The sequence below is a fragment of the Streptomyces bathyalis genome, assembly GCF_015910445.1.
GTDB lineage: Bacteria > Actinomycetota > Actinomycetes > Streptomycetales > Streptomycetaceae > Streptomyces > Streptomyces bathyalis.
Genome location: NZ_CP048882.1, coordinates 6,735,839 through 6,754,137 on the forward strand (window position 1 = coordinate 6,735,839; position 18,299 = coordinate 6,754,137).

At 70.1% G+C, this 18,299-nt stretch carries 16 protein-coding genes; 13 read left to right on the forward strand and 3 right to left on the reverse strand.

Features of this window, described 5'->3' with window-relative positions; genetic code table 11:
* Nucleotides 1–44: 44 nt before the first annotated feature.
* The 9 genes from G4Z16_RS29340 to G4Z16_RS29380 all read left to right on the forward strand — a co-directional run bounded on the left by G4Z16_RS29340 (nt 45) and on the right by G4Z16_RS29380 (nt 10,627).
* On the forward strand, nt 45–803 hold the full coding sequence (locus G4Z16_RS29340; RefSeq protein ID WP_197353596.1) for a YebC/PmpR family DNA-binding transcriptional regulator: 759 nt from the start codon (nt 45–47) through the stop codon (nt 801–803).
* Nucleotides 804–1,017: 214 nt separating this feature from the next.
* Nucleotides 1,018–1,623, forward strand: coding sequence for a crossover junction endodeoxyribonuclease RuvC (gene ruvC / locus G4Z16_RS29345; RefSeq protein WP_197353597.1), 606 nt, complete (start codon nt 1,018–1,020; stop codon nt 1,621–1,623).
* A complete protein-coding gene (gene ruvA / locus G4Z16_RS29350) occupies nt 1,620–2,255 on the forward strand; it encodes a Holliday junction branch migration protein RuvA (protein WP_197353598.1) in 636 nt (211 codons plus the stop codon). Before ruvC ends, ruvA begins: the two co-directional genes overlap by 4 nt.
* A 141-nt stretch (nt 2,256–2,396) precedes the next feature.
* On the forward strand, nt 2,397–3,497 hold the full coding sequence (ruvB, locus tag G4Z16_RS29355) for a Holliday junction branch migration DNA helicase RuvB (protein WP_197353599.1): 1,101 nt from the start codon (nt 2,397–2,399) through the stop codon (nt 3,495–3,497).
* A 163-nt stretch (nt 3,498–3,660) separates the two neighbouring features.
* Entirely contained in the window at nt 3,661–4,164 is a 504-nt protein-coding gene (yajC, locus tag G4Z16_RS29360) for a preprotein translocase subunit YajC (RefSeq protein ID WP_197353600.1), read from the forward strand.
* 128 nt (nt 4,165–4,292) lie between these two features.
* Nucleotides 4,293–6,059 carry a protein translocase subunit SecD gene (gene secD, locus G4Z16_RS29365; RefSeq protein WP_197353601.1) on the forward strand — a complete coding sequence of 589 codons (1,767 nt, stop codon included), beginning with the start codon at nt 4,293–4,295 and terminating at the stop codon, nt 6,057–6,059.
* 1 nt (nt 6,060) lies between these two features.
* Nucleotides 6,061–7,257, forward strand: a complete 1,197-nt coding sequence (gene secF / locus G4Z16_RS29370; RefSeq protein WP_197353602.1) for a protein translocase subunit SecF — start codon at nt 6,061–6,063, stop codon at nt 7,255–7,257.
* 4 nt (nt 7,258–7,261) lie between these two features.
* Nucleotides 7,262–7,834, forward strand: a complete 573-nt coding sequence (locus G4Z16_RS29375) for an adenine phosphoribosyltransferase (RefSeq protein ID WP_197353603.1) — start codon at nt 7,262–7,264, stop codon at nt 7,832–7,834.
* A 159-nt stretch (nt 7,835–7,993) separates the two neighbouring features.
* Nucleotides 7,994–10,627, forward strand: a complete 2,634-nt coding sequence (locus tag G4Z16_RS29380) for a RelA/SpoT family protein (RefSeq protein ID WP_197353604.1) — start codon at nt 7,994–7,996, stop codon at nt 10,625–10,627.
* Between the two features lie 139 nt (nt 10,628–10,766).
* Here G4Z16_RS29380 and G4Z16_RS29385 read toward each other — a convergent pair whose 3' ends face one another.
* Nucleotides 10,767–11,999: a DUF349 domain-containing protein gene (locus G4Z16_RS29385; RefSeq protein WP_197353605.1), complete on the reverse strand. Its 1,233-nt coding sequence runs from the start codon at nt 11,997–11,999 to the stop codon at nt 10,767–10,769.
* 160 nt (nt 12,000–12,159) lie between these two features.
* On the reverse strand, nt 12,160–12,975 hold the full coding sequence (locus G4Z16_RS29390) for a peptidylprolyl isomerase (protein WP_197353606.1): 816 nt from the start codon (nt 12,973–12,975) through the stop codon (nt 12,160–12,162).
* A gap of 220 nt (nt 12,976–13,195) precedes the next feature.
* Between G4Z16_RS29390 and G4Z16_RS29395 the strand changes: the two genes are divergently transcribed.
* From G4Z16_RS29395 to G4Z16_RS29410, 4 genes are all read left to right on the forward strand, one after another.
* On the forward strand, nt 13,196–13,912 hold the full coding sequence (locus G4Z16_RS29395) for an MBL fold metallo-hydrolase (RefSeq protein WP_028435893.1): 717 nt from the start codon (nt 13,196–13,198) through the stop codon (nt 13,910–13,912).
* An 11-nt stretch (nt 13,913–13,923) separates the two neighbouring features.
* Nucleotides 13,924–15,186: a histidine--tRNA ligase gene (gene hisS, locus G4Z16_RS29400; RefSeq protein WP_197353607.1), complete on the forward strand. Its 1,263-nt coding sequence runs from the start codon at nt 13,924–13,926 to the stop codon at nt 15,184–15,186.
* Nucleotides 15,187–15,256: 70 nt separating this feature from the next.
* A complete protein-coding gene (locus G4Z16_RS29405) occupies nt 15,257–15,892 on the forward strand; it encodes a vitamin K epoxide reductase family protein (protein ID WP_197353608.1) in 636 nt (211 codons plus the stop codon).
* Nucleotides 15,893–15,945: 53 nt separating this feature from the next.
* Entirely contained in the window at nt 15,946–17,352 is a 1,407-nt protein-coding gene (locus tag G4Z16_RS29410; RefSeq protein ID WP_197353609.1) for a replication-associated recombination protein A, read from the forward strand.
* Nucleotides 17,353–17,431: 79 nt separating this feature from the next.
* On the opposite strand, the gene G4Z16_RS29415 is transcribed toward G4Z16_RS29410, so the two are convergent.
* Nucleotides 17,432–18,277, reverse strand: coding sequence for a DUF2470 domain-containing protein (locus G4Z16_RS29415; RefSeq protein ID WP_197353610.1), 846 nt, complete (start codon nt 18,275–18,277; stop codon nt 17,432–17,434).
* Between the last annotated feature and the right edge of the window lie 22 nt (nt 18,278–18,299).

Here is an 18,299-nt window from a genome sequence, read left to right on the forward strand (position 1 = left end):
ATCTCCGCGTCGGTTCATGTCGGTGACGTCGAAGGAGCGAGGCTGTGTCCGGCCACTCTAAGTGGGCAACCACCAAGCACAAGAAGGCCGTGGTCGATGCCAAGCGCGGCAAACTCTTCGCCAAGCTGATCAAGAACATCGAGGTCGCCGCCCGTACCGGAGGAGCCGACCCCGACGGCAACCCGACCCTTTACGACGCCATCCAGAAGGCGAAGAAGAGCTCGGTCCCCAACAAGAACATCGACAGTGCGGTCAAGCGCGGCGCCGGCCTGGAGGCAGGCGGTGCCGACTACGAGACGATCATGTACGAGGGCTACGGCCCCAACGGTGTCGCGGTGCTCATCGAGTGCCTGACGGACAACCGCAACCGCGCCGCCTCCGACGTGCGGGTCGCCATGACCCGCAACGGCGGCTCCATGGCCGACCCGGGCTCCGTCTCGTACCTCTTCAACCGCAAGGGGGTCGTGATCGTCCCCAAGGGCGGCGACGGGCTCTCGGAGGACGACGTGCTCGCCGCGGTCCTGGAGGCCGGGGCCGAGGAAGTCAACGACCTGGGCGAGAACTTCGAGGTCATCAGCGAGGCCACCGACCTCGTCTCGGTGCGCACGGCCCTGGTGGACTCCGGCATCGACTACGAGTCCGCCGACAACAGCTTCCTGCCCACCGTGCAGGTGCCGTTGGAGGAGGAAGGCGCCCGCAAGATCTTCAAGCTGATCGACGCGCTCGAGGACAGCGACGACGTGCAGAACGTCTTCGCCAACTTCGACGTCGACGACGACGTCATGGCGAAGGTCGACGCCTGACGTCCTGCCCGGGGTCGCCGTTCCGGCCGCCGCCTGCGGAGTGCCGCACGCGGCGGCCGAGTCGTCTCCGCTGCCCGCAACTGCCGCCGGGATCCGGCCCGTTCACCGACCCGTTCGCGCATCCGTGCCGGTACGTTGCCGCAGGATTGTCGGTGCCTGCCGATAACCTGCGGGAACACAGTCGGAGCGCGAGGCGTGAGCGAGGAGGACGGGCGTGCGTGTGCTCGGTGTCGATCCGGGACTGACCCGCTGCGGCATCGGTGTCGTCGAGGGGGTCGCCGGCAGGCCGCTGACGATGAAGGGGGTCGGCGTCGTACGCACACCGGCCGACATCTCCGTCGCCGAACGCCTCGTGATGATCGAGCAGGGCATCGAGCAGTGGCTCGACCGGTACAGCCCCGAAGCCGTCGCCGTGGAGCGGGTGTTCAGCCAACACAACGTCCGCACCGTGATGGGCACGGCACAGGCGAGCGCGGTCGCGATGCTGTGCGCCGCGCGCCGCGGACTGCCCGTCGAGCTCCACACTCCCAGCGAGGTGAAGGCCGCGGTCACTGGCGCGGGCAGGGCGGAGAAGGCGCAGGTCGGCACCATGGTCATGCGGCTGCTGCGGCTCGATGAACCCCCGCGTCCGGCCGATGCCGCCGACGCCCTCGCGCTCGCGATCTGCCACATCTGGCGCACTCCGTTCCAGCAGCGCCTCAACCGCCTCCAGCAGGCGCACGCGAGGCACGCCGCCGCCTCCTCACCCGGGCCCGGTGCGGGTGCACAGGCTGCCGCCGCGGACGACACCGCACGAGCCCCGAAAGGCACCTCCCGATGATCGCCTTCGTATCCGGCACCGTCGCATCTCTCGCCCCCGACACGGCCGTTGTCGAGGTCGGCGGTGTCGGCATGGCCCTGCAGTGCACGCCGGGCACGCTCGCCCAGTTGCGCGTCGGCCGGCACGCCAAACTCGCAACCTCCCTCGTCGTACGGGAGGATTCGCTGACCCTGTACGGCTTCGACGACGAAGACGCCCGGCAGACCTTCGAGTTGCTGCAGACGGCGAGCGGGGTCGGGCCACGCCTCGCCCAGGCCATGCTGGCGGTCCACTCGCCGGACGCGCTGCGGGCGGCCGTCTCGAGCGGCGACGAGAAGGCCCTGACGGCCGTGCCGGGCATCGGGAAGAAGGGTGCGCAGAAGTTGCTGCTGGAGCTCAAGGACCGCCTCGGTGAGCCGGTGTCCGCCGCGGCGGCACACCTTCCCGGGCAGAGTGCGGGCGCGGCGGGTGGCGGGGGCTGGCGCGGCCAACTGCACTCCGCTCTCGTCGGGTTGGGCTATGCGACGCGCGAGGCGGACGAAGCAGTCGCGGCCGTCGCCCCGCAGGCCGAGGAGGCGGCGGCCTCCGGCGCGGAGCCGCCCGTGCCGCAGCTGCTGCGTGCCGCGCTCCAGACGCTGAACCGGGCGCGGTGAGCCGCGAGTGACGCCGCGCAGGAGAACTGCCGGGGCACGACCGGGGACATCGCAGGGGACGCCCCGCGCCGATGCCCCGCGGGAGCCGCAAGAGAGCCATATGCACGGCCCCGTGCACCACCACAGTCGGAGGCAGACGCCATGAGCGGCGAGGAGTACGCAGGAGCGGGCGCGGCGGACGACGGCACGGACCGCCTCGTCGGCCCCGAGGCGGACAGCGACGAGAGCGCCGTCGAGGCCGCGCTGCGCCCCAAGGAGCTGAGCGAGTTCATCGGCCAGCCCAAGGTGCGCGAGCAGCTCGACCTGGTGCTGAAGGCCGCCCGCCAGCGTCACGGCACGGCCGACCACGTCCTGCTCTCCGGCGCCCCCGGTCTCGGCAAGACGACACTCTCCATGATCATCGCCGCGGAGATGGGCGCCCCCATCCGCATCACCTCGGGCCCCGCCATCCAGCACGCGGGCGACCTCGCCGCGATCCTCTCCTCGCTCCAGGAGGGCGAGATCCTCTTCCTCGACGAGATCCACCGGATGTCGCGGCCCGCCGAGGAGATGCTCTACATGGCGATGGAGGACTTCCGCGTCGACGTGATCGTCGGCAAGGGCCCCGGCGCCACCGCCATCCCGCTGGAGCTGCCGCCGTTCACCCTGGTCGGCGCGACCACGCGTGCCGGGCTGCTGCCTCCTCCGCTGCGCGACAGGTTCGGGTTCACCGCCCACATGGAGTTCTACGAGCCGGCCGAACTGGAGCAGGTCGTCCACCGTTCCGCGCGCCTGCTGGAAGTGCGTACGGACGCCGAGGGCGCCGCCGAGATCGCCGGCCGCTCCCGTGGCACGCCGCGCATCGCCAACCGCCTGCTGCGCCGGGTCCGCGACTATGCCCAGGTCAAGGCGGACGGAGTCATCGACCGGGAGATCGCCTCCCGCGCCCTCGGCGTCTACGAGGTGGACGAGAGGGGCCTCGACAGGCTCGACCGCGCCGTCCTGGGCGCGCTGGTGAAGCTCTTCGGAGGCGGGCCCGTGGGCCTCTCCACGCTCTCCGTGGCGGTGGGGGAGGAGCGCGAGACCGTCGAGGAGGTGGCCGAGCCCTTCCTCGTACGGGAGGGACTGCTGGCCCGCACGCCGCGCGGCCGCATCGCCACCCCGGCGGCCTGGGACCACCTGGGAATGGCCCGCCCCCCGCAGGCCCACGGGCGCCCGGATTCCCCCGCGGGGCCGGGGCAGGCGGGCCTCTTCGGAGAGTGACGTGGACGACCGGGGCACACCAGGAACCCCAGTGGCACCCTTGACGTTGTTCCATTGGCGAGGGCTCGCTTAGACTCCGCCGACGCCGTCCCTTCACGGGCGGCACGCCCACCCCGAAACCCGGCCGCTTCTGTCGCGGTCCGTCGAAGGACTTTCTCCCGCCGTGAATATCGTTACTCTCCTCCCCTTCATCGTGCTCATCGGGGCCATGTTCCTGATGACCCGGTCCGCCAAGAACAAGCAGCGCAAGGCCGCCGCCATGCGTGATGCGATGACGCCGGGCACCGGTGTCCGCACGATCGGCGGCATGTACGCCACCGTCAAGGAGATCCGCGACGACACGGTCCTCCTTGAGGTTGCTCCCGGGACGCACGCCCTCTACGCCAAGAACGCCGTCGGCGCCGTGCTCGAGCAGGAGGAGTACGAGCGGATCGTGAACGGCGCGCCCAGCGACCTCGAGATCGGCAAGACCGTCGTCCCGGACGACGCCTCCTCGCTCACCTCGGACGACGACGCCGACAGCTCCAAGGTGGACTTCGCCAAGGACGACGACGAGTCCGCTTCCGCCAAGGACGCCAAGACCACGGCGGCCGACGCGAAGGACGAGTCGGCAAAGGGCGACGACCAGCCCGAGGACGCCAAGCGGAAGGGCACCGACTCCGAGTAAGGTCGGCGCCGCCGGGCCACTGACCGGGCCCGGCGGCGAAGCACGTCCGCAGACCATTTGTGCGCCGCGTGGCGGCCCCACTCAACTCCTGGGCCGGCACAGGCTGCTGGGACAGGAGAGACGAGAAGGTGGCAGCACCGAAGAAAGGCCGCAGGAGCCCGGGCGCACACGCGAAACCTTGGCGTTCGCTGTTGCTGATCCTGCTGGCACTGGTGGGCCTGACCGGGGGAATGTTCTTCTCCGGTCACAGCACCCCCCGGCTGGGCATCGATCTCGCCGGCGGTACGAGCATCACGCTCGAGGCCAAGAACCAGCCGGGGAAGCCGAACGCGATCAATCAGACCAACATGGAAACCGCCGTTGGCATCATCGAGCGGCGTGTCAACGGTCTGGGTGTGTCGGAGGCCGAGGTCCAGACCCAGGGCGACCGGCACATCATCGCGAACATCCCCCGCGGCACCAATGAGAAGCAGGCGCGCGAACAGGTCGGTACGACCGCCAAGCTGGCCTTCCGGCCCGTGCTGACGTACATGCCGACCACCAAGCAGCCCAAGCCGCCGCAGCAGCAGCCCTCGCAGTCCCCCTCCAAGTCGCCCTCGCAGTCCAGCGAGAGCCGGAGCAGTCAGGGCCAGCAGGGCAGTGGCCAGGACGACCAGGGCCGTGCCGTCACCGACGGGCTCAAGGCGCAGGCCGCAGCCGCCGCACCCGCCGACGACAAGCCCAGCCCCAAGCCGGACAAGACCACGCCGCCCACCACGCCTCCGCAGCAGCAGCTGCCGCCGGGTGTGCCGCCGGAGCTGGCGAAGAAGCTGCAGAAGCTGGACTGCAACGGCAAGCAGGCCAAGGCCAAGGTGAGCGAGCGGGCCTCCGCCGCCAAGTCCAGCGAGCCGGTCCTCGCCTGCGACTCCAAGGAGAAGATCAAGTACGCGCTGGGTCCGGTCGGTGTCGAGGGCAAGAACGTCACCGACGCCAAGGCCCAGTTCGACCAGCAGCGCGGTCAGTGGATCGTCACCATGTCCTTCGACGGCAAGGGCTCCGACGACTTCGGTGACACCACGGGCAAGCTCGCCAAGAAGCAGCAGCCGCAGAACCAGTTCGCGATCGCCTTGGACGGCGAGGTCGTCTCCGCGCCCTCCGTGAGCCAGCGGCTGTCGGCCAACGCCGAGATCTCCGGAAGCTTCACCCAGGAGTCGGCACAGGAGCTGGGCAACATCCTCTCCTACGGCGCGCTGCCCCTCACATTCGAGGAGTCGGACGTCACGACGGTGACCCCGGCCCTCGGCAGCGAACAGCTGATGGCGGGCCTCATCGCCGGTGCGATCGGACTGGGACTCGTCGTGGTCTATCTGGTCGCGTACTACCGGGGCCTGTCCCTGATCGCGATTCTCAGCCTCCTGGTCTCCGCGGTGCTGACGTACACGATCATGTCGTTGCTCGGCCCCGCCATCGGCTTCGCGCTGAACCTCCCGGCGGTGTGCGGTGCGATCGTCGCCATCGGTATCACCGCGGACTCGTTCATCGTCTACTTCGAACGCATCCGCGACGAGATCCGCGAGGGACGCACGCTGAGGCCCGCCGTCGAGCGGGGCTGGCCACGCGCCCGGCGCACCATCCTGGTCTCCGACTTCGTGTCGTTCCTCGCCGCGGCGGTGCTGTTCATCGTCACCGTCGGCAAGGTGCAGGGCTTCGCGTTCACGCTCGGACTGACCACGCTCCTGGACATCGTCGTGGTCTTCTTCTTCACCAAGCCGCTGATGACGCTGCTGGCACGTACGAGGTTCTTCTCCAGCGGTCACTCGTGGTCGGGCCTCGACCCGACCAGGCTCGGGGCCAAACCTCCACTGCGCCGCGGCCGACGCGCGTCCGCCGTCCGTACCGACCCGAAGGAGGCATGAGATGTCGCGACTCGGCAACCTCGGTGCCCGGCTCTACCGCGGTGACGTCGGCTACGACTTCATCGGCAAGCGCAAGTTCTGGTACGGCGTCTCCATCCTGATCACGATCACGGCGATCGTGGGGCTCGTGGTCCGCGGCCTCAACATGGGCATCGAGTTCCAGGGCGGCGCGGTGCTCACAACGCCCAAGACGACCGCCTCCATCCAGCACACGACCGAGGTCGTGGAGAAGGAATCCGGCCGCGCTGCGATCGTCCAGCAGCTGGGCAGCGGCGGCATGCGCATCCAGATCGCCGGTCTGGACACGGACAAGTCGACGGAGGTCAAGGAATCCATCTCGAAAGAGCTGAAGGTCGACGCCAACCAGATCGACACTCAGCTCGTCGGCCCCAGCTGGGGTGAGCAGATCGCCAACAAGGCGTGGCTGGGTCTGGGGATCTTCATGGTCCTCGTGGTGATCTATCTGGCCATCGCCTTCGAGTGGCGGATGGCGCTGGCCGCGCTCATCGCGCTGATCCACGACATCACGATCACCGTCGGCATCTATTCGCTCGTCGGGTTCGAAGTCACGCCGGGCACAGTCATCGGCCTGCTGACGATTCTCGGTTACTCCCTCTACGACACCGTCGTCGTCTTCGACAGCCTGAGAGAGAGCAGCCGAAGCGTCACCAAGCAGACGCGCTACACCTACAGCGAGATCGCCAACCGCAGCATCAACTCCACCCTGGTGCGTTCCATCAACACCACAGTCGTGGCGCTGCTGCCCGTCGCGGGGCTGCTGTTCATCGGCGGCGGTCTGCTGGGCGGCGGCATGCTCAACGACATCGCGCTCTCCCTCTTCGTGGGCCTCGCGGCCGGTGCGTACTCCTCGATCTTCATCGCGACGCCGCTCGTCGCCGACTTCAAGGAGCGTCAGCCGGAGATGAAGGCCCTGGCCCGCCGCGTGCGGAGCAAGAGGCTCAAGAACGAGGACCGCGAAGCCCGCGAGGACGAGGAGGACGGATTCGAGGGCCACGGTCCGTCCGACGGTTTCGAGGGCCCCGGGCACGGCGGTGTGCAGGCCCCGGACGCCGCCGCGACGGCCGCCGCCGGAGTCGTCGGCCCGCGCGGCGGGAGCGAGGCAGGTTCCCGCAGCCAGCGTCGCCAGCCGCCCTCGCGCAGCCGCAGCCGCAACCGTCCGTCCGGAAAGCGCAGGTGATCCGATGACCGGCATCAGCGACCCGGAGGCCGCGGTCCCCGGCGCCGTGCGCGACATGCTGCTCGGCCGGATCCGCGACGTGGCGGACTACCCGGTGCCCGGGGTGATGTTCAAGGACATCACGCCGCTCCTCGCCGACCCCGAGGCGTTCACGGTGCTCACCGACAGCCTCGCGGCGATCTGCTCCCGGCGCGGCGCCACCAAGGTCGTCGGCCTCGAGGCGCGGGGCTTCATCCTCGCCGCGCCGGTGGCCGTGCGGGCGGGCCTCGGCTTCATCCCGGTACGCAAGGCCGGCAAGCTCCCGGGCGCCACGCTCGCGCAGTCCTACGAGCTGGAGTACGGCACCGCCGAGATGGAGGTGCACGCCGAGGACCTCACCTCGGAGGACCGGGTGGTGATCGTCGACGACGTGCTGGCCACAGGGGGCACCGCCGAGGCCGCGCTGCAGCTGGTGCGGCGGGCCGGGGCGCAGGTCGCCGGCATCGCGGTCCTGATGGAGCTCGGTTTCCTCGGTGGCCGGGACAAGCTCAAGCCCACGCTGCGCGATGCCCCGTTGGACGCATTGGTCACGGTCTGACCACGACAGGACGCCATGGGGCGGTCACCCGGTACGTTCTCCCCAGGAGACGCGGGTGACCGCCTTCGTGCTGTGGCCGCACCGCCGGTGGCGGGCGGGGGCGCCTCCGAGGTCGATACCATGGCAGCAGTCCGACCTGGGGTCCAACGAGGAGTGCTCTTGCCAGACGAGGCCCAGCCGTACACCGCGGCACAGCGTCACGACGCCGAGCCCGGCGGGCCCGGCGCTCTCGCCGCTGCCCCGGACGGGCTGCCTCGGGACGGCGCCGGCGCCGCGGACCACCGTGAGACCCGCGGTTCCCGTCCCCCTGCCGGGCCGCAGCGCGGCGGCCGCGGCCCGACCGGATCCGCGCATGAGGACGGAGGCAGCGCCAATCCCGCCGGCACGGCCGTGGAGGAGCGCGCCGCAGCCGCGGAGTCGGCCGAGAAGGCGCAGAGCGAGCGTGTGGCCCCGGCCCGCGCCGTCTCCGGTGTCTCGGGCCGCTCCGGCTCCTCCAACCGCGTACGGGCCCGTCTCGCGCGTCTCGGCGTCCAGCGCTCCAGCCCCTTCAACCCGGTCCTGGAGCCGCTGCTGCGGATAGTGCGCGGCAACGACCCCAAGATCGAGTCGGCGACGCTGCGCCAGATCGAGCACGCCTACCAGGTCGCCGAGCGCTGGCACCGCGGCCAGAAGCGCAAGAGCGGCGACCCGTACATCACGCACCCGCTCGCCGTCACCACCATCCTCGCGGAGCTCGGGATGGACCCGGCGACGCTCATGGCCGGGCTGCTGCACGACACCGTCGAGGACACCGAGTACGGCCTGGACACCCTCCGCCGCGACTTCGGAGAGCAGGTGGCGCTCCTCGTCGACGGCGTCACCAAGCTGGACAAGGTCAAGTTCGGTGAGGCGGCGCAGGCGGAGACCGTGCGCAAGATGGTCGTCGCCATGGCCAAGGACCCTCGGGTGCTGGTCATCAAGCTCGCCGACCGGCTGCACAACATGCGCACGATGCGCTACCTGAAGCGGGCGAAGCAGGAGCAGAAGGCCCGGGAGACCCTGGAGATCTTCGCACCCCTCGCGCACCGCCTGGGCATGAACACCATCAAGTGGGAGCTGGAGGATCTCGCCTTCGCGATCCTCTACCCGAAGATGTACGACGAGATCGTGCGGCTCGTCGCCGAGCGGGCCCCGAAGCGGGACGAGTATCTGGCCGTCGTCACCGACGAGGTGCAGGGCGATCTGCGCGCCGCCCGGATCAAGGCCACCGTCACCGGCCGCCCGAAGCACTACTACAGCGTCTACCAGAAGATGATCGTCCGCGGCCGGGACTTCGCGGAGATCTACGACCTGGTCGGCATCCGCGTCCTGGTGGACACCGTCCGCGACTGCTATGCGGCACTGGGCACCGTGCACGCACGGTGGAATCCGGTTCCCGGCCGGTTCAAGGACTACATCGCGATGCCGAAGTTCAACATGTACCAGTCGCTGCACACGACGGTGATAGGGCCTGGGGGCAAGCCCGTCGAACTTCAGATCCGCACCTTCGACATGCACCGCCGTGCCGAGTACGGCATCGCCGCCCACTGGAAGTACAAGCAGCAGGCCGTCGCCGGCGCCTCCAAGGTGCGCACGGACGTGCCCAAGGGCACCGGCAAGGGCGACGAGCACGTCAACGACATGTCCTGGCTGCGCCAGCTGCTGGACTGGCAGAAGGAGACCGAGGACCCGGGCGAGTTCCTGGAGTCGCTGCGCTTCGACCTGTCCCGCAACGAGGTCTTCGTCTTCACCCCCAAGGGCGACGTCATCGCGCTTCCCGCGGAAGCCACACCCGTCGACTTCGCGTACGCCGTGCACACCGAGGTCGGCCACCGCACCATCGGGGCCCGCGTCAACGGGCGTCTGGTGCCGCTGGAGTCGACGCTCGAGAACGGCGACACCGTCGAGGTCTTCACCTCCAAGTCCCCGGGCGCCGGGCCCTCCCGCGACTGGCTGGGCTTCGTCAAGTCGCCCCGTGCCCGCAACAAGATCCGCGCCTGGTTCACCAAGGAACGCCGGGACGAGGCCATCGAGCAGGGCAAGGACGCCATCGTCCGCGCGATGCGCAAGCAGAACCTGCCGATCCAGCGCATCCTCACCGGCGACTCCCTCGTGACCCTGGCCCACGAGATGCGCTACGCCGACATCTCCGCCCTCTACGCGGCCATCGGCGAGGGCCATGTGTCGGCGCAGAGCGTCGTTCAGAAGCTCGTGCAGTCCCTCGGCGGGGAGGACGCCGCCAACGAGGACCTCGCCGAGACCGCGCCGCCCATGCCGGCCGCCACACGGCGGGCCAAGCGGCGGGCGAACTCCGACCCGGGTGTCGTCGTGAAGGGCGTCGACGATGTGTGGGTCAAACTGGCCCGCTGCTGTACGCCGGTGCCCGGTGACCCCATCATCGGCTTCGTCACGAGGGGCAACGGTGTCTCCGTGCACCGTACGGACTGCGTCAACGTGGATTCCCTGACGAAGGAGCCCGAGCGGATCATCGACGTGGAGTGGGCGCCGAGCCAGTCGTCGGTCTTCCTCGTCGCCATCCAGGTCGAGGCTCTGGACCGCTCCAGGCTGCTCTCGGACGTCACGCGAATCCTCTCCGACCAGCACGTCAACATCCTCTCGGCGGCCGTCCAGACCTCTCGGGACCGCGTCGCCACCTCGCGCTTCACCTTCGAGATGGGCGACCCCAAGCACCTCGGGCACGTGCTGAAGGCGGTGCGTGGCGTGGAGGGTGTCTACGACGTCTACCGGGTGACCTCGGCACGCAGGCCGTCCTGACCCTCGGGGCCTCCCCGGTCATGGAGCCCTGCCCTGGTGCGTCCGGCGCCTCGGTGTGCCCGGTGCACACAGAACGGTGCGCTGCCTGCCACCGCAGACAGCGCACCGGCTTCCGGTCCCCGGGTGATCGGGCTCCCCGTCAGCCGCCGAACTCCTCCAGGCCCTTCATCGCCTGGTCCAGCAGCTCCTGGCGGCCGGCGAGCTCCTTCTCCAGCTTCTCGGCCTTGGCGGTGTTCCCCGCCGCGCGGGCCTTCTCGGCCTGGCCGCGCAACTTGTCGACGGCGTCCTGCAGCTGGCCCGTCAGCCCCGCCGCGCGTGCCCGCGCCTCGGGGTTCGTACGGCGCCACTCGGCCTCCTCGGCCTCCTGGATCGCCCGCTCCACCGCGTGCATGCGGCCCTCGATCTTGGGCCGGGCGTCGCGGGGGACATGCCCCACGGCGTCCCAGCGCTCGTTGATGGCGCGGAAGGAGCCACGGGCCGTCTTCAGATCGGTGATGGGCAGCAGCTTCTCCGCCTCGGCGGCCAGCTCCTCCTTGCGCGCCAGGTTCTCCCGCTGCTCGACGTCGCGTTCGGCGAACACCTCGCTGCGGGCCTGGAAGAAGACGTCCTGAGCGCCGCGGAAGCGCTGCCACAGGTCCTCCTCGTACTCCCGCTGCGCACGCCCCGCGGCCTTCCACTCCTGCATCAGCTCGCGGTACTTGGCCGCGGTCGGGCCCCACTCGCGGGAGCCGGAGAGGGCCTGGGCCTCGGCCACCAGCTTCTCCTTGCGCTGACGGGCCTCCTCACGCTGCGCGTCGAGCTGGGCGAAGTGGGCCTTGCGGCGCTTGGAGAAGGCCGAACGGGCGTGGGAGAAGCGGCGCCACAGCTCGTCGTCGGTCTTGCGGTCGAGCCGCGGCAGGCGCTTCCAGTTCTCGACCAGGGCACGCAGCCGCTCGCCGGAGGCCCGCCACTGCTCGCTCTGCGCGAGCTCCTCCGCCTCGTTGACCAGCTCCTCCTTGGACTGGCGCGCCCGCTCGTTCTGGTGCGCCTTCTCCGCCTTGCGCTCCTCGCGGCGCTTGTCCACGGCGACCGTCAGGGCGTCGAGGCGCTTGCTGAGCGCGTCCAGGTCGCCGACCGCGTGATGCGCGTCCACCTGCTCGCGAAGATGCTCGATCGCGGCACTGGCGTCCTTGGCGGACAGATCGGTGGTCTGCACACGCTTCTCCAGGAGGCTGATCTCCACGACCAGGCCCTCGTACTTGCGCGTGAAGTAGGCGAGGGCTTCCTCCGGGGAGCCTGCCTGCCACGATCCGACGACCTTCTCACCGTCGGCTGTACGCACGTATACGGTCCCCGCCTCATCGACGCGGCCCCACGACGGGTCGCTGCTCACAGCGCCTCCTCCACAAGATGCCCAGGCTGGGTGCGGGCCCCCCGGCATCGTCCACAGATCTCGTCACTGCCAACATAGGCGAACGTCGCCCACGCTGTCCGCATGCCGACGGAGCGAAATTGTGCATGCGAAGGGCACTGTGCGTATACGGGCGGGCCGGTCAGGACTTGCGTACGGAGGTCCCCTCGATCACCACGGTCGCGATCGGGGCGACGTTCCGGTTCTCCGGCTCCGGCCTCGAACCCGCCGCCGCGATCTTCTTCAGCACACCCATGCCCTTGGTGATCTTTCCGAACGGCGTGAAGTCCGGCGGCAGCTTGCTGTCCTTGTAGACGAGGAAGAACTGGCTGCCCCCGGTGTCCCGGCCCTTGCCGGTCTGCGCCTGGTACCGGTTCGCCATCGCGACGGTGCCGGCCGGGTAGGTGCCGCCCTTCACACGTGGGTCCTTCAGGTTCTCGTCCGGAAGCGTGTAGCCGGGGCCGGACTTGCCGGTGGCGGTGGGGTCGCCGCACTGCAGGACGTAGGGGCCCTGCTTCACGAGGCGGTGGCACTTGGTGTGGTCGAAGAACTTCTCCCCGGACAGGAAGCGGAAGGAGTTGACGGTGCGCGGGGTCTTCGACGCGTCCATGTCGAAGCTGATGTCACCGCATGTCGTGCGCAGCGTCATCGCGTACTTCGCGGATTCGTCGATGCCGAGTTCGGGCTCCTTCTTCCACTTCTCTCCGCTCGGCTTGCCCGGTGCGGCCTCGGTGCAGGGGTCCGGGTCCTTGTTCGCGGAGGCGTCCTTCTTCTTCTCCTCGCCATCGAGGCCGCCCGAGGCCATGTAGGCCGCGCCCGCCCCGATCACCAGCGCGGCGCCCGTCAGGATCCCGATGGTGCGCAGACGTGCCCGGCGCCGGCGCTGCGCCCGCCGCTCCTGCTGTCTCAGGTACTTCTCGCGTGCGAGCTGCTTTCTGCGCTGTTCGCTGCTGACCACCGGGGGCTTCTCCTTCGGGCCGTGCGTGCGTGGGGATGCGTGCGTACCTACCAGAGTCCGCCCGTACCGTATACGGGTTCGCGGCTCCGTGGCCGCCGCCGGTAGGCTGTGACCAGCTTGATCGGCGGGGCGATTTGCGCTGACCGCCGCGGGCTCCCGGCGCTCCCCGGGCAGGATGCCCCGGCCGCCGTGACCGTTTCCGGACGACTGAAGGACGATCGTGCTCGTTGCCGGGTTCCCCGCCGGGGCCTGGGGGACCAACTGCTACCTGGTCGCCCCCGCCGCCGGCGAGGAGTGCGTGATCATCGACCCTGGCCACCAGGCCACCGAAGGTGTGGCGGAGGCCGTCGCCAAGCACCGGCTGAAGCCGGTTGCCGTCGTGCTGACCCACGGCCACATCGACCATGTCGCCTCGGTGGTGCCGGTGTGCGGCGCCCACGACGTGCCCGCCTGGATCCACCCCGAGGACCGCTACATGATGAGCGACCCGGAGAAGGCCCTGGGCCGCAGCATCGGGCAGCCGCTCATGGGTGAGCTGACCGTGGGCGAGCCCGATGACATCGAGGAGCTCACCGACGGCGCCACCCTCCGCCTGGCCGGGCTGGAGCTGACCGTCACGCACGCACCGGGCCATACCAAAGGGTCGGTGACGTTCCGGATGCCCGAACAGGCAGATGTGCCACCGGTGTTCTTCTCGGGCGACCTGCTCTTCGCCGGCTCCATCGGACGCACCGATCTTCCCGGGGGCGACCACGAGGAGATCCTTCAGTCGCTGGCGCGCGTGTGCCTGCCGCTGGAGGACGAGACGGTGGTGCTCTCGGGCCACGGCCCCCAGACGACCATCGGCCGGGAGCGTGCCACCAACCCCTTCATGCAGCAGGTGGCTGCCGGGCCGGGCGGCGGCAGTACGGGCGCCGCCCCGCGACGAGGAATGTGACGAGACCTTCCGTGACCACGTTCAAGGCCCCCAAGGGCACCTACGACCTCATCCCGCCCGAGTCCGCGGACTACCTCGCGGTGCGTGAGGCGCTCTCGGCACCGCTGCGCCGGGCCGGGTACGGCTACACCGAGACGCCCGGCTTCGAGCAGGTCGAGCTCTTCGCGCGCGGTGTCGGCGAGTCCACCGACATCGTCACCAAGGAGATGTACACCCTCACCACGAAGGGCGGCGACGAGCTCGCGCTGCGTCCCGAAGGCACCGCCTCCGTGCTGCGCGCCGCCCTCGAGGCCAGCCTGCACAAGAGCGGCAACCTTCCGGTGAAGCTGTGGTACTCGGGCTCGTACTACCGCTACGAGCGTCCGCAGAAGGGCCGCTACCGGCACTTCTCACAGGTGGGCGCCGAGGCGATCGGTGCCGAAGACCCGTCGCTGGACGCCGAGTTGGTCGTCCTGGCGCACGACGCGTACCGCTCGCTCGGGCTGCGCGAGTTCCGCATCCTGCTCAACTCCCTCGGGGACAAGGAGTGCCGCCCCGTCTACCGTGCGGCGCTCCAGGAGTTCCTGCGGCGTCTCGACCTCGACGAGGACACGCGCCGCCGCATCGAGATCAACCCCCTGCGTGTTCTGGACGACAAGCGGGAGAGCGTGCAGCGGCAGCTGACGGACGCGCCGATGATGCGGGACCACCTGTGCGAGGCGTGCAAGTCGTACCACGAGCAGGTGCGCGAACTGCTGACGGCGGCGGGCGTCGCCTACGAGGACGACCCCCGGCTGGTGCGCGGGCTGGACTACTACACGCGCACCACCTTCGAGTTCGTGCACGACGGGCTCGGTTCGCAGTCCGCCGTGGGCGGCGGCGGGCGCTACGACGGACTGTCGGAGATGATCGGCGGTCCGGAGCTGCCGTCCGTCGGCTGGGCCCTGGGCGTGGACCGCACGGTCCTGGCGCTGCGCGCGGAGGGCGTGGAGCTCGAACTGCCCGCGGCCACGGACGTGTTCGCGGTGCCGATCGGCGACGAGGCACGCCGCGCACTCTTTCGGGTGGTGACCGAACTGCGCCGGGAGGGCGTCGCCGCCGACTTCGCGTACGGCGGCAAGGGCATGAAGAACGCCATGAAATCGGCCAACCGTTCCGGCGCGCGCTACGCGCTGCTGGTCGGGGAGCGGGATCTGGCCCAGGGAGTGGCGCAGCTGAAGGATCTGCTCAGCGGCGAGCAGACCGCCGTGCCGCTCGACGGAGTGGTGGCCGAGGTGGCCGCGAAACTCCGCTGACGGCGCGGGCCTTGGTGCACAATGAGCGGCACACGGGGCAGAAGAGGACCGACGACGGGATCAAGGGCTTATGACCATGACGGCACCCCTCGACGACGCTCGCACGGGCACGGACGAGCCCCCCAGGAGCGTCGTCGGCGCCGGACGAGCCTTCGCCTGGATGCTGCTGATCACGGCGGCCGCCGGGCTGCTGGCGTCCTGGGTGATCACCCTCGACAAGATCAAGCTGGCGGAGAACCCGGACTTCTCACCCGCCTGCAGCCTCAACCCGGTCATCTCCTGCGGCAGCATCATGAAGAGCGAGCAGGCCGAGGCCTTCGGGGTGCCGAACCCGATGATCGGTCTCGTGGCGTACGCGATCGTGATCTGCGTCGGGATGAGCCTCCTGACGAAGGCCCGCTTCCCTCGCTGGTACTGGCTGACGTTCAACGCCGGCACGCTCTTCGGCGTCGGATTCTGCACCTGGCTCATGTACCAGTCGCTGTACGACATCGGCGCCCTGTGCCTGTGGTGCAGCCTCGCCTGGGTCGCCACGATCACCATGTTCTGGTACGTGACGGCGCACAACGTGCGGCACGGCTTCCTGCCCGCACCCGCTCCTGTCCGGGGCTTCCTCGACGAGTTCCCCTGGGTGCTTCCGCTCCTGCACATCGGGATCATCGGCCTGCTGATCCTCGTGCGCTGGTGGGAGTTCTGGACCGGCTGACGCCGGAGGCACTCCCGCCGTCGTTGTCGGAGGGTTGATTTAGGGTTCCTGGCGTGGAACCCGACCTGTTCACCGCGGCCGCAGAGGAACGCCAGGCGAAGGATCCGTCGGCCAGCCCGCTGGCCGTGCGGATGCGCCCGCGCACCATCGATGACGTCGTGGGCCAGCAGCACCTGCTGCGCCCGGGGTCTCCGCTGCGCCGCCTCGTCGGGGAGGGCGGCGGAGGTCCTGCCGGTCCGTCGTCGGTGATGCTGTGGGGCCCGCCGGGCACCGGCAAGACGACCCTCGCGTACGTCGTCAGCCAGGCCACCGACAAGCGCTTCGTGGAGCTGTCCGCCATCACGGCGGGCGTGAAGGAGGTCCGCGCGGTCATCGAGAGCGCGCGCCGTTCCTCCGGTGCGTACAGCAAGGACACGGTCCTCTTCCTCGACGAGATCCACCGGTTCAGCAAGGCCCAGCAGGACTCCCTGCTGCCCGCGGTCGAGAACCGCTGGGTCACCCTGATCGCCGCGACGACGGAGAACCCGTACTTCTCGGTGATCTCTCCGCTTCTGTCGCGTTCGCTCCTGCTGACGCTGGAGGCGCTCACCGATGAGGACGTGCGCTCCCTGATCGGCCGTGCCGTTGAGGAGGAGCGCGGCCTCGGCGGCTCGGTGACGCTGCCGCCCGAGGCCGAGAGCCATCTGCTGCGCATCGCAGGAGGCGACGCCCGGCGTGCGCTGACCGCCCTGGAGGCGGGCGCGGGTGCCGCCCTGGCCAAGGGGGAGACGGCCGTCACCCTCGCCACTCTGGAGGAGGCGGTCGACCGGGCGGCGGTCACTTACGACCGCGACGGCGACCAGCATTACGACGTGGCGAGCGCTCTGATCAAGTCCATCCGTGGCTCGGACGTCGATGCGGCGCTGCACTATCTGGCGCGCATGGTCGAGGCGGGGGAGGACCCCCGGTTCATCGCGCGCCGCCTGATGATCTCCGCCAGCGAGGACATCGGGCTGGCCGACCCGTCGGCCCTGCAGACGGCTGTGGCGGCAGCCCAAGCGGTCGCCATGATCGGCTTCCCGGAGGCCCGCATCACGCTGGGCCATGCCGTTGTCGCGCTCGCCCTGGCCCCGAAGTCTAACGCCGCGTACATGGCGATCGACGCGGCCCTCGCCGACGTGCGGGACGGGGCGGCCGGCCCCGTCCCGGCACATCTGCGCGACACCCACTACCAGGGCTCCGCGAAGCTCGGCCACGGCAAGGGCTACCAGTACCCGCACGATCTGCCGGGCGCCATCGCCGCGCAGCAGTACGCCCCGGACGCGATCCACGGCAAGCGCTACTACGAGCCGACGCGTTACGGCGCCGAGGCCCGCTACGCGGAGGTGGCCGAGCGCGTCCGTGAGCGGCTGCGCGGTACCGCCCCCGCGTCCGAGGAGCCGCAGCCCGCACAGGAATCCAAGAAGTCCCAGGAGGGCTGACACGGCGCGGGGCCCGGCGAATCCCGGGCCCGCGCGTGACCGCGCATGTCCCCGGTCCTCTGCCGCTCTCCCGCGTCCGCTACTGCTCGGCGGCCTCGAAGAGCAGTCGCATCGCCTGCCGCAGCTGAGCCACGTCGTCGACCGGGTCCGGGAACTCGAACCTGGCGTCGAAGCATGCCGAGGGGGGCTCTCCCTCGATGCCGCAGAAGCGCACCCGCATCCCGTAGCGGTCCACGGACAGGGGCACAGCGTCGGCGCCGGCCGCCGCGCAGGCCGGCCCGGTCTCGCCCAGCAGCCCGCACAGAGTGCGCATCTGGTCATCGTGCGAGGACGCCAGGTGCTGGAGCAGTTCGGCCTCGTGGGGCGCCAGAGGATCGGGCGTCGCCGCCGCGAAGTCGTCGGGTTCCACCGCTTCCGAGCCCCACAGGTCATCGACGTGTGCCTCGCCGACCTCCAGCCGAAGCAGGACCCACGCCACGTCGGCCGCCGGCGGTCCGGCCGGGTGCCGGTCCGCGACCAGCCGCGCGAGCGCCGCGCGCTCACCGGGCCCGACGGCGGTCAGCCAGCCCGCGACCCAGGCCCTGCCCCGCACGCGGTGGGGAACCGCGACGGGCGCGACGTCGGTGATTTCCATCACCGCGACGACCTCGTCGCCGCTCGCGTGTTCCGCCAGCTGAGCCGCCGGTGAGGAGGCGGGGACGAGGAGCACCACGTCACCGTCCTTGGTGACGGCCCGTGCCTCCGGACTGCCGTATCCGACCGGGGCGGGCTCCGCCGACCGGGCCGACGGAATGTCCAGCACGGCCGATACGCTGGATTCAACGAGAGTTCGTACGCGCTCCGCGGCAGTTGGTGCCCGGGCGTCTTCCACGGGACGCGGCTGTCCCCCGCCGGAGTCGGTGCGGGGAATCCCAGGTCGAAACATACGTTCTCCTCCGCTAAGGTAA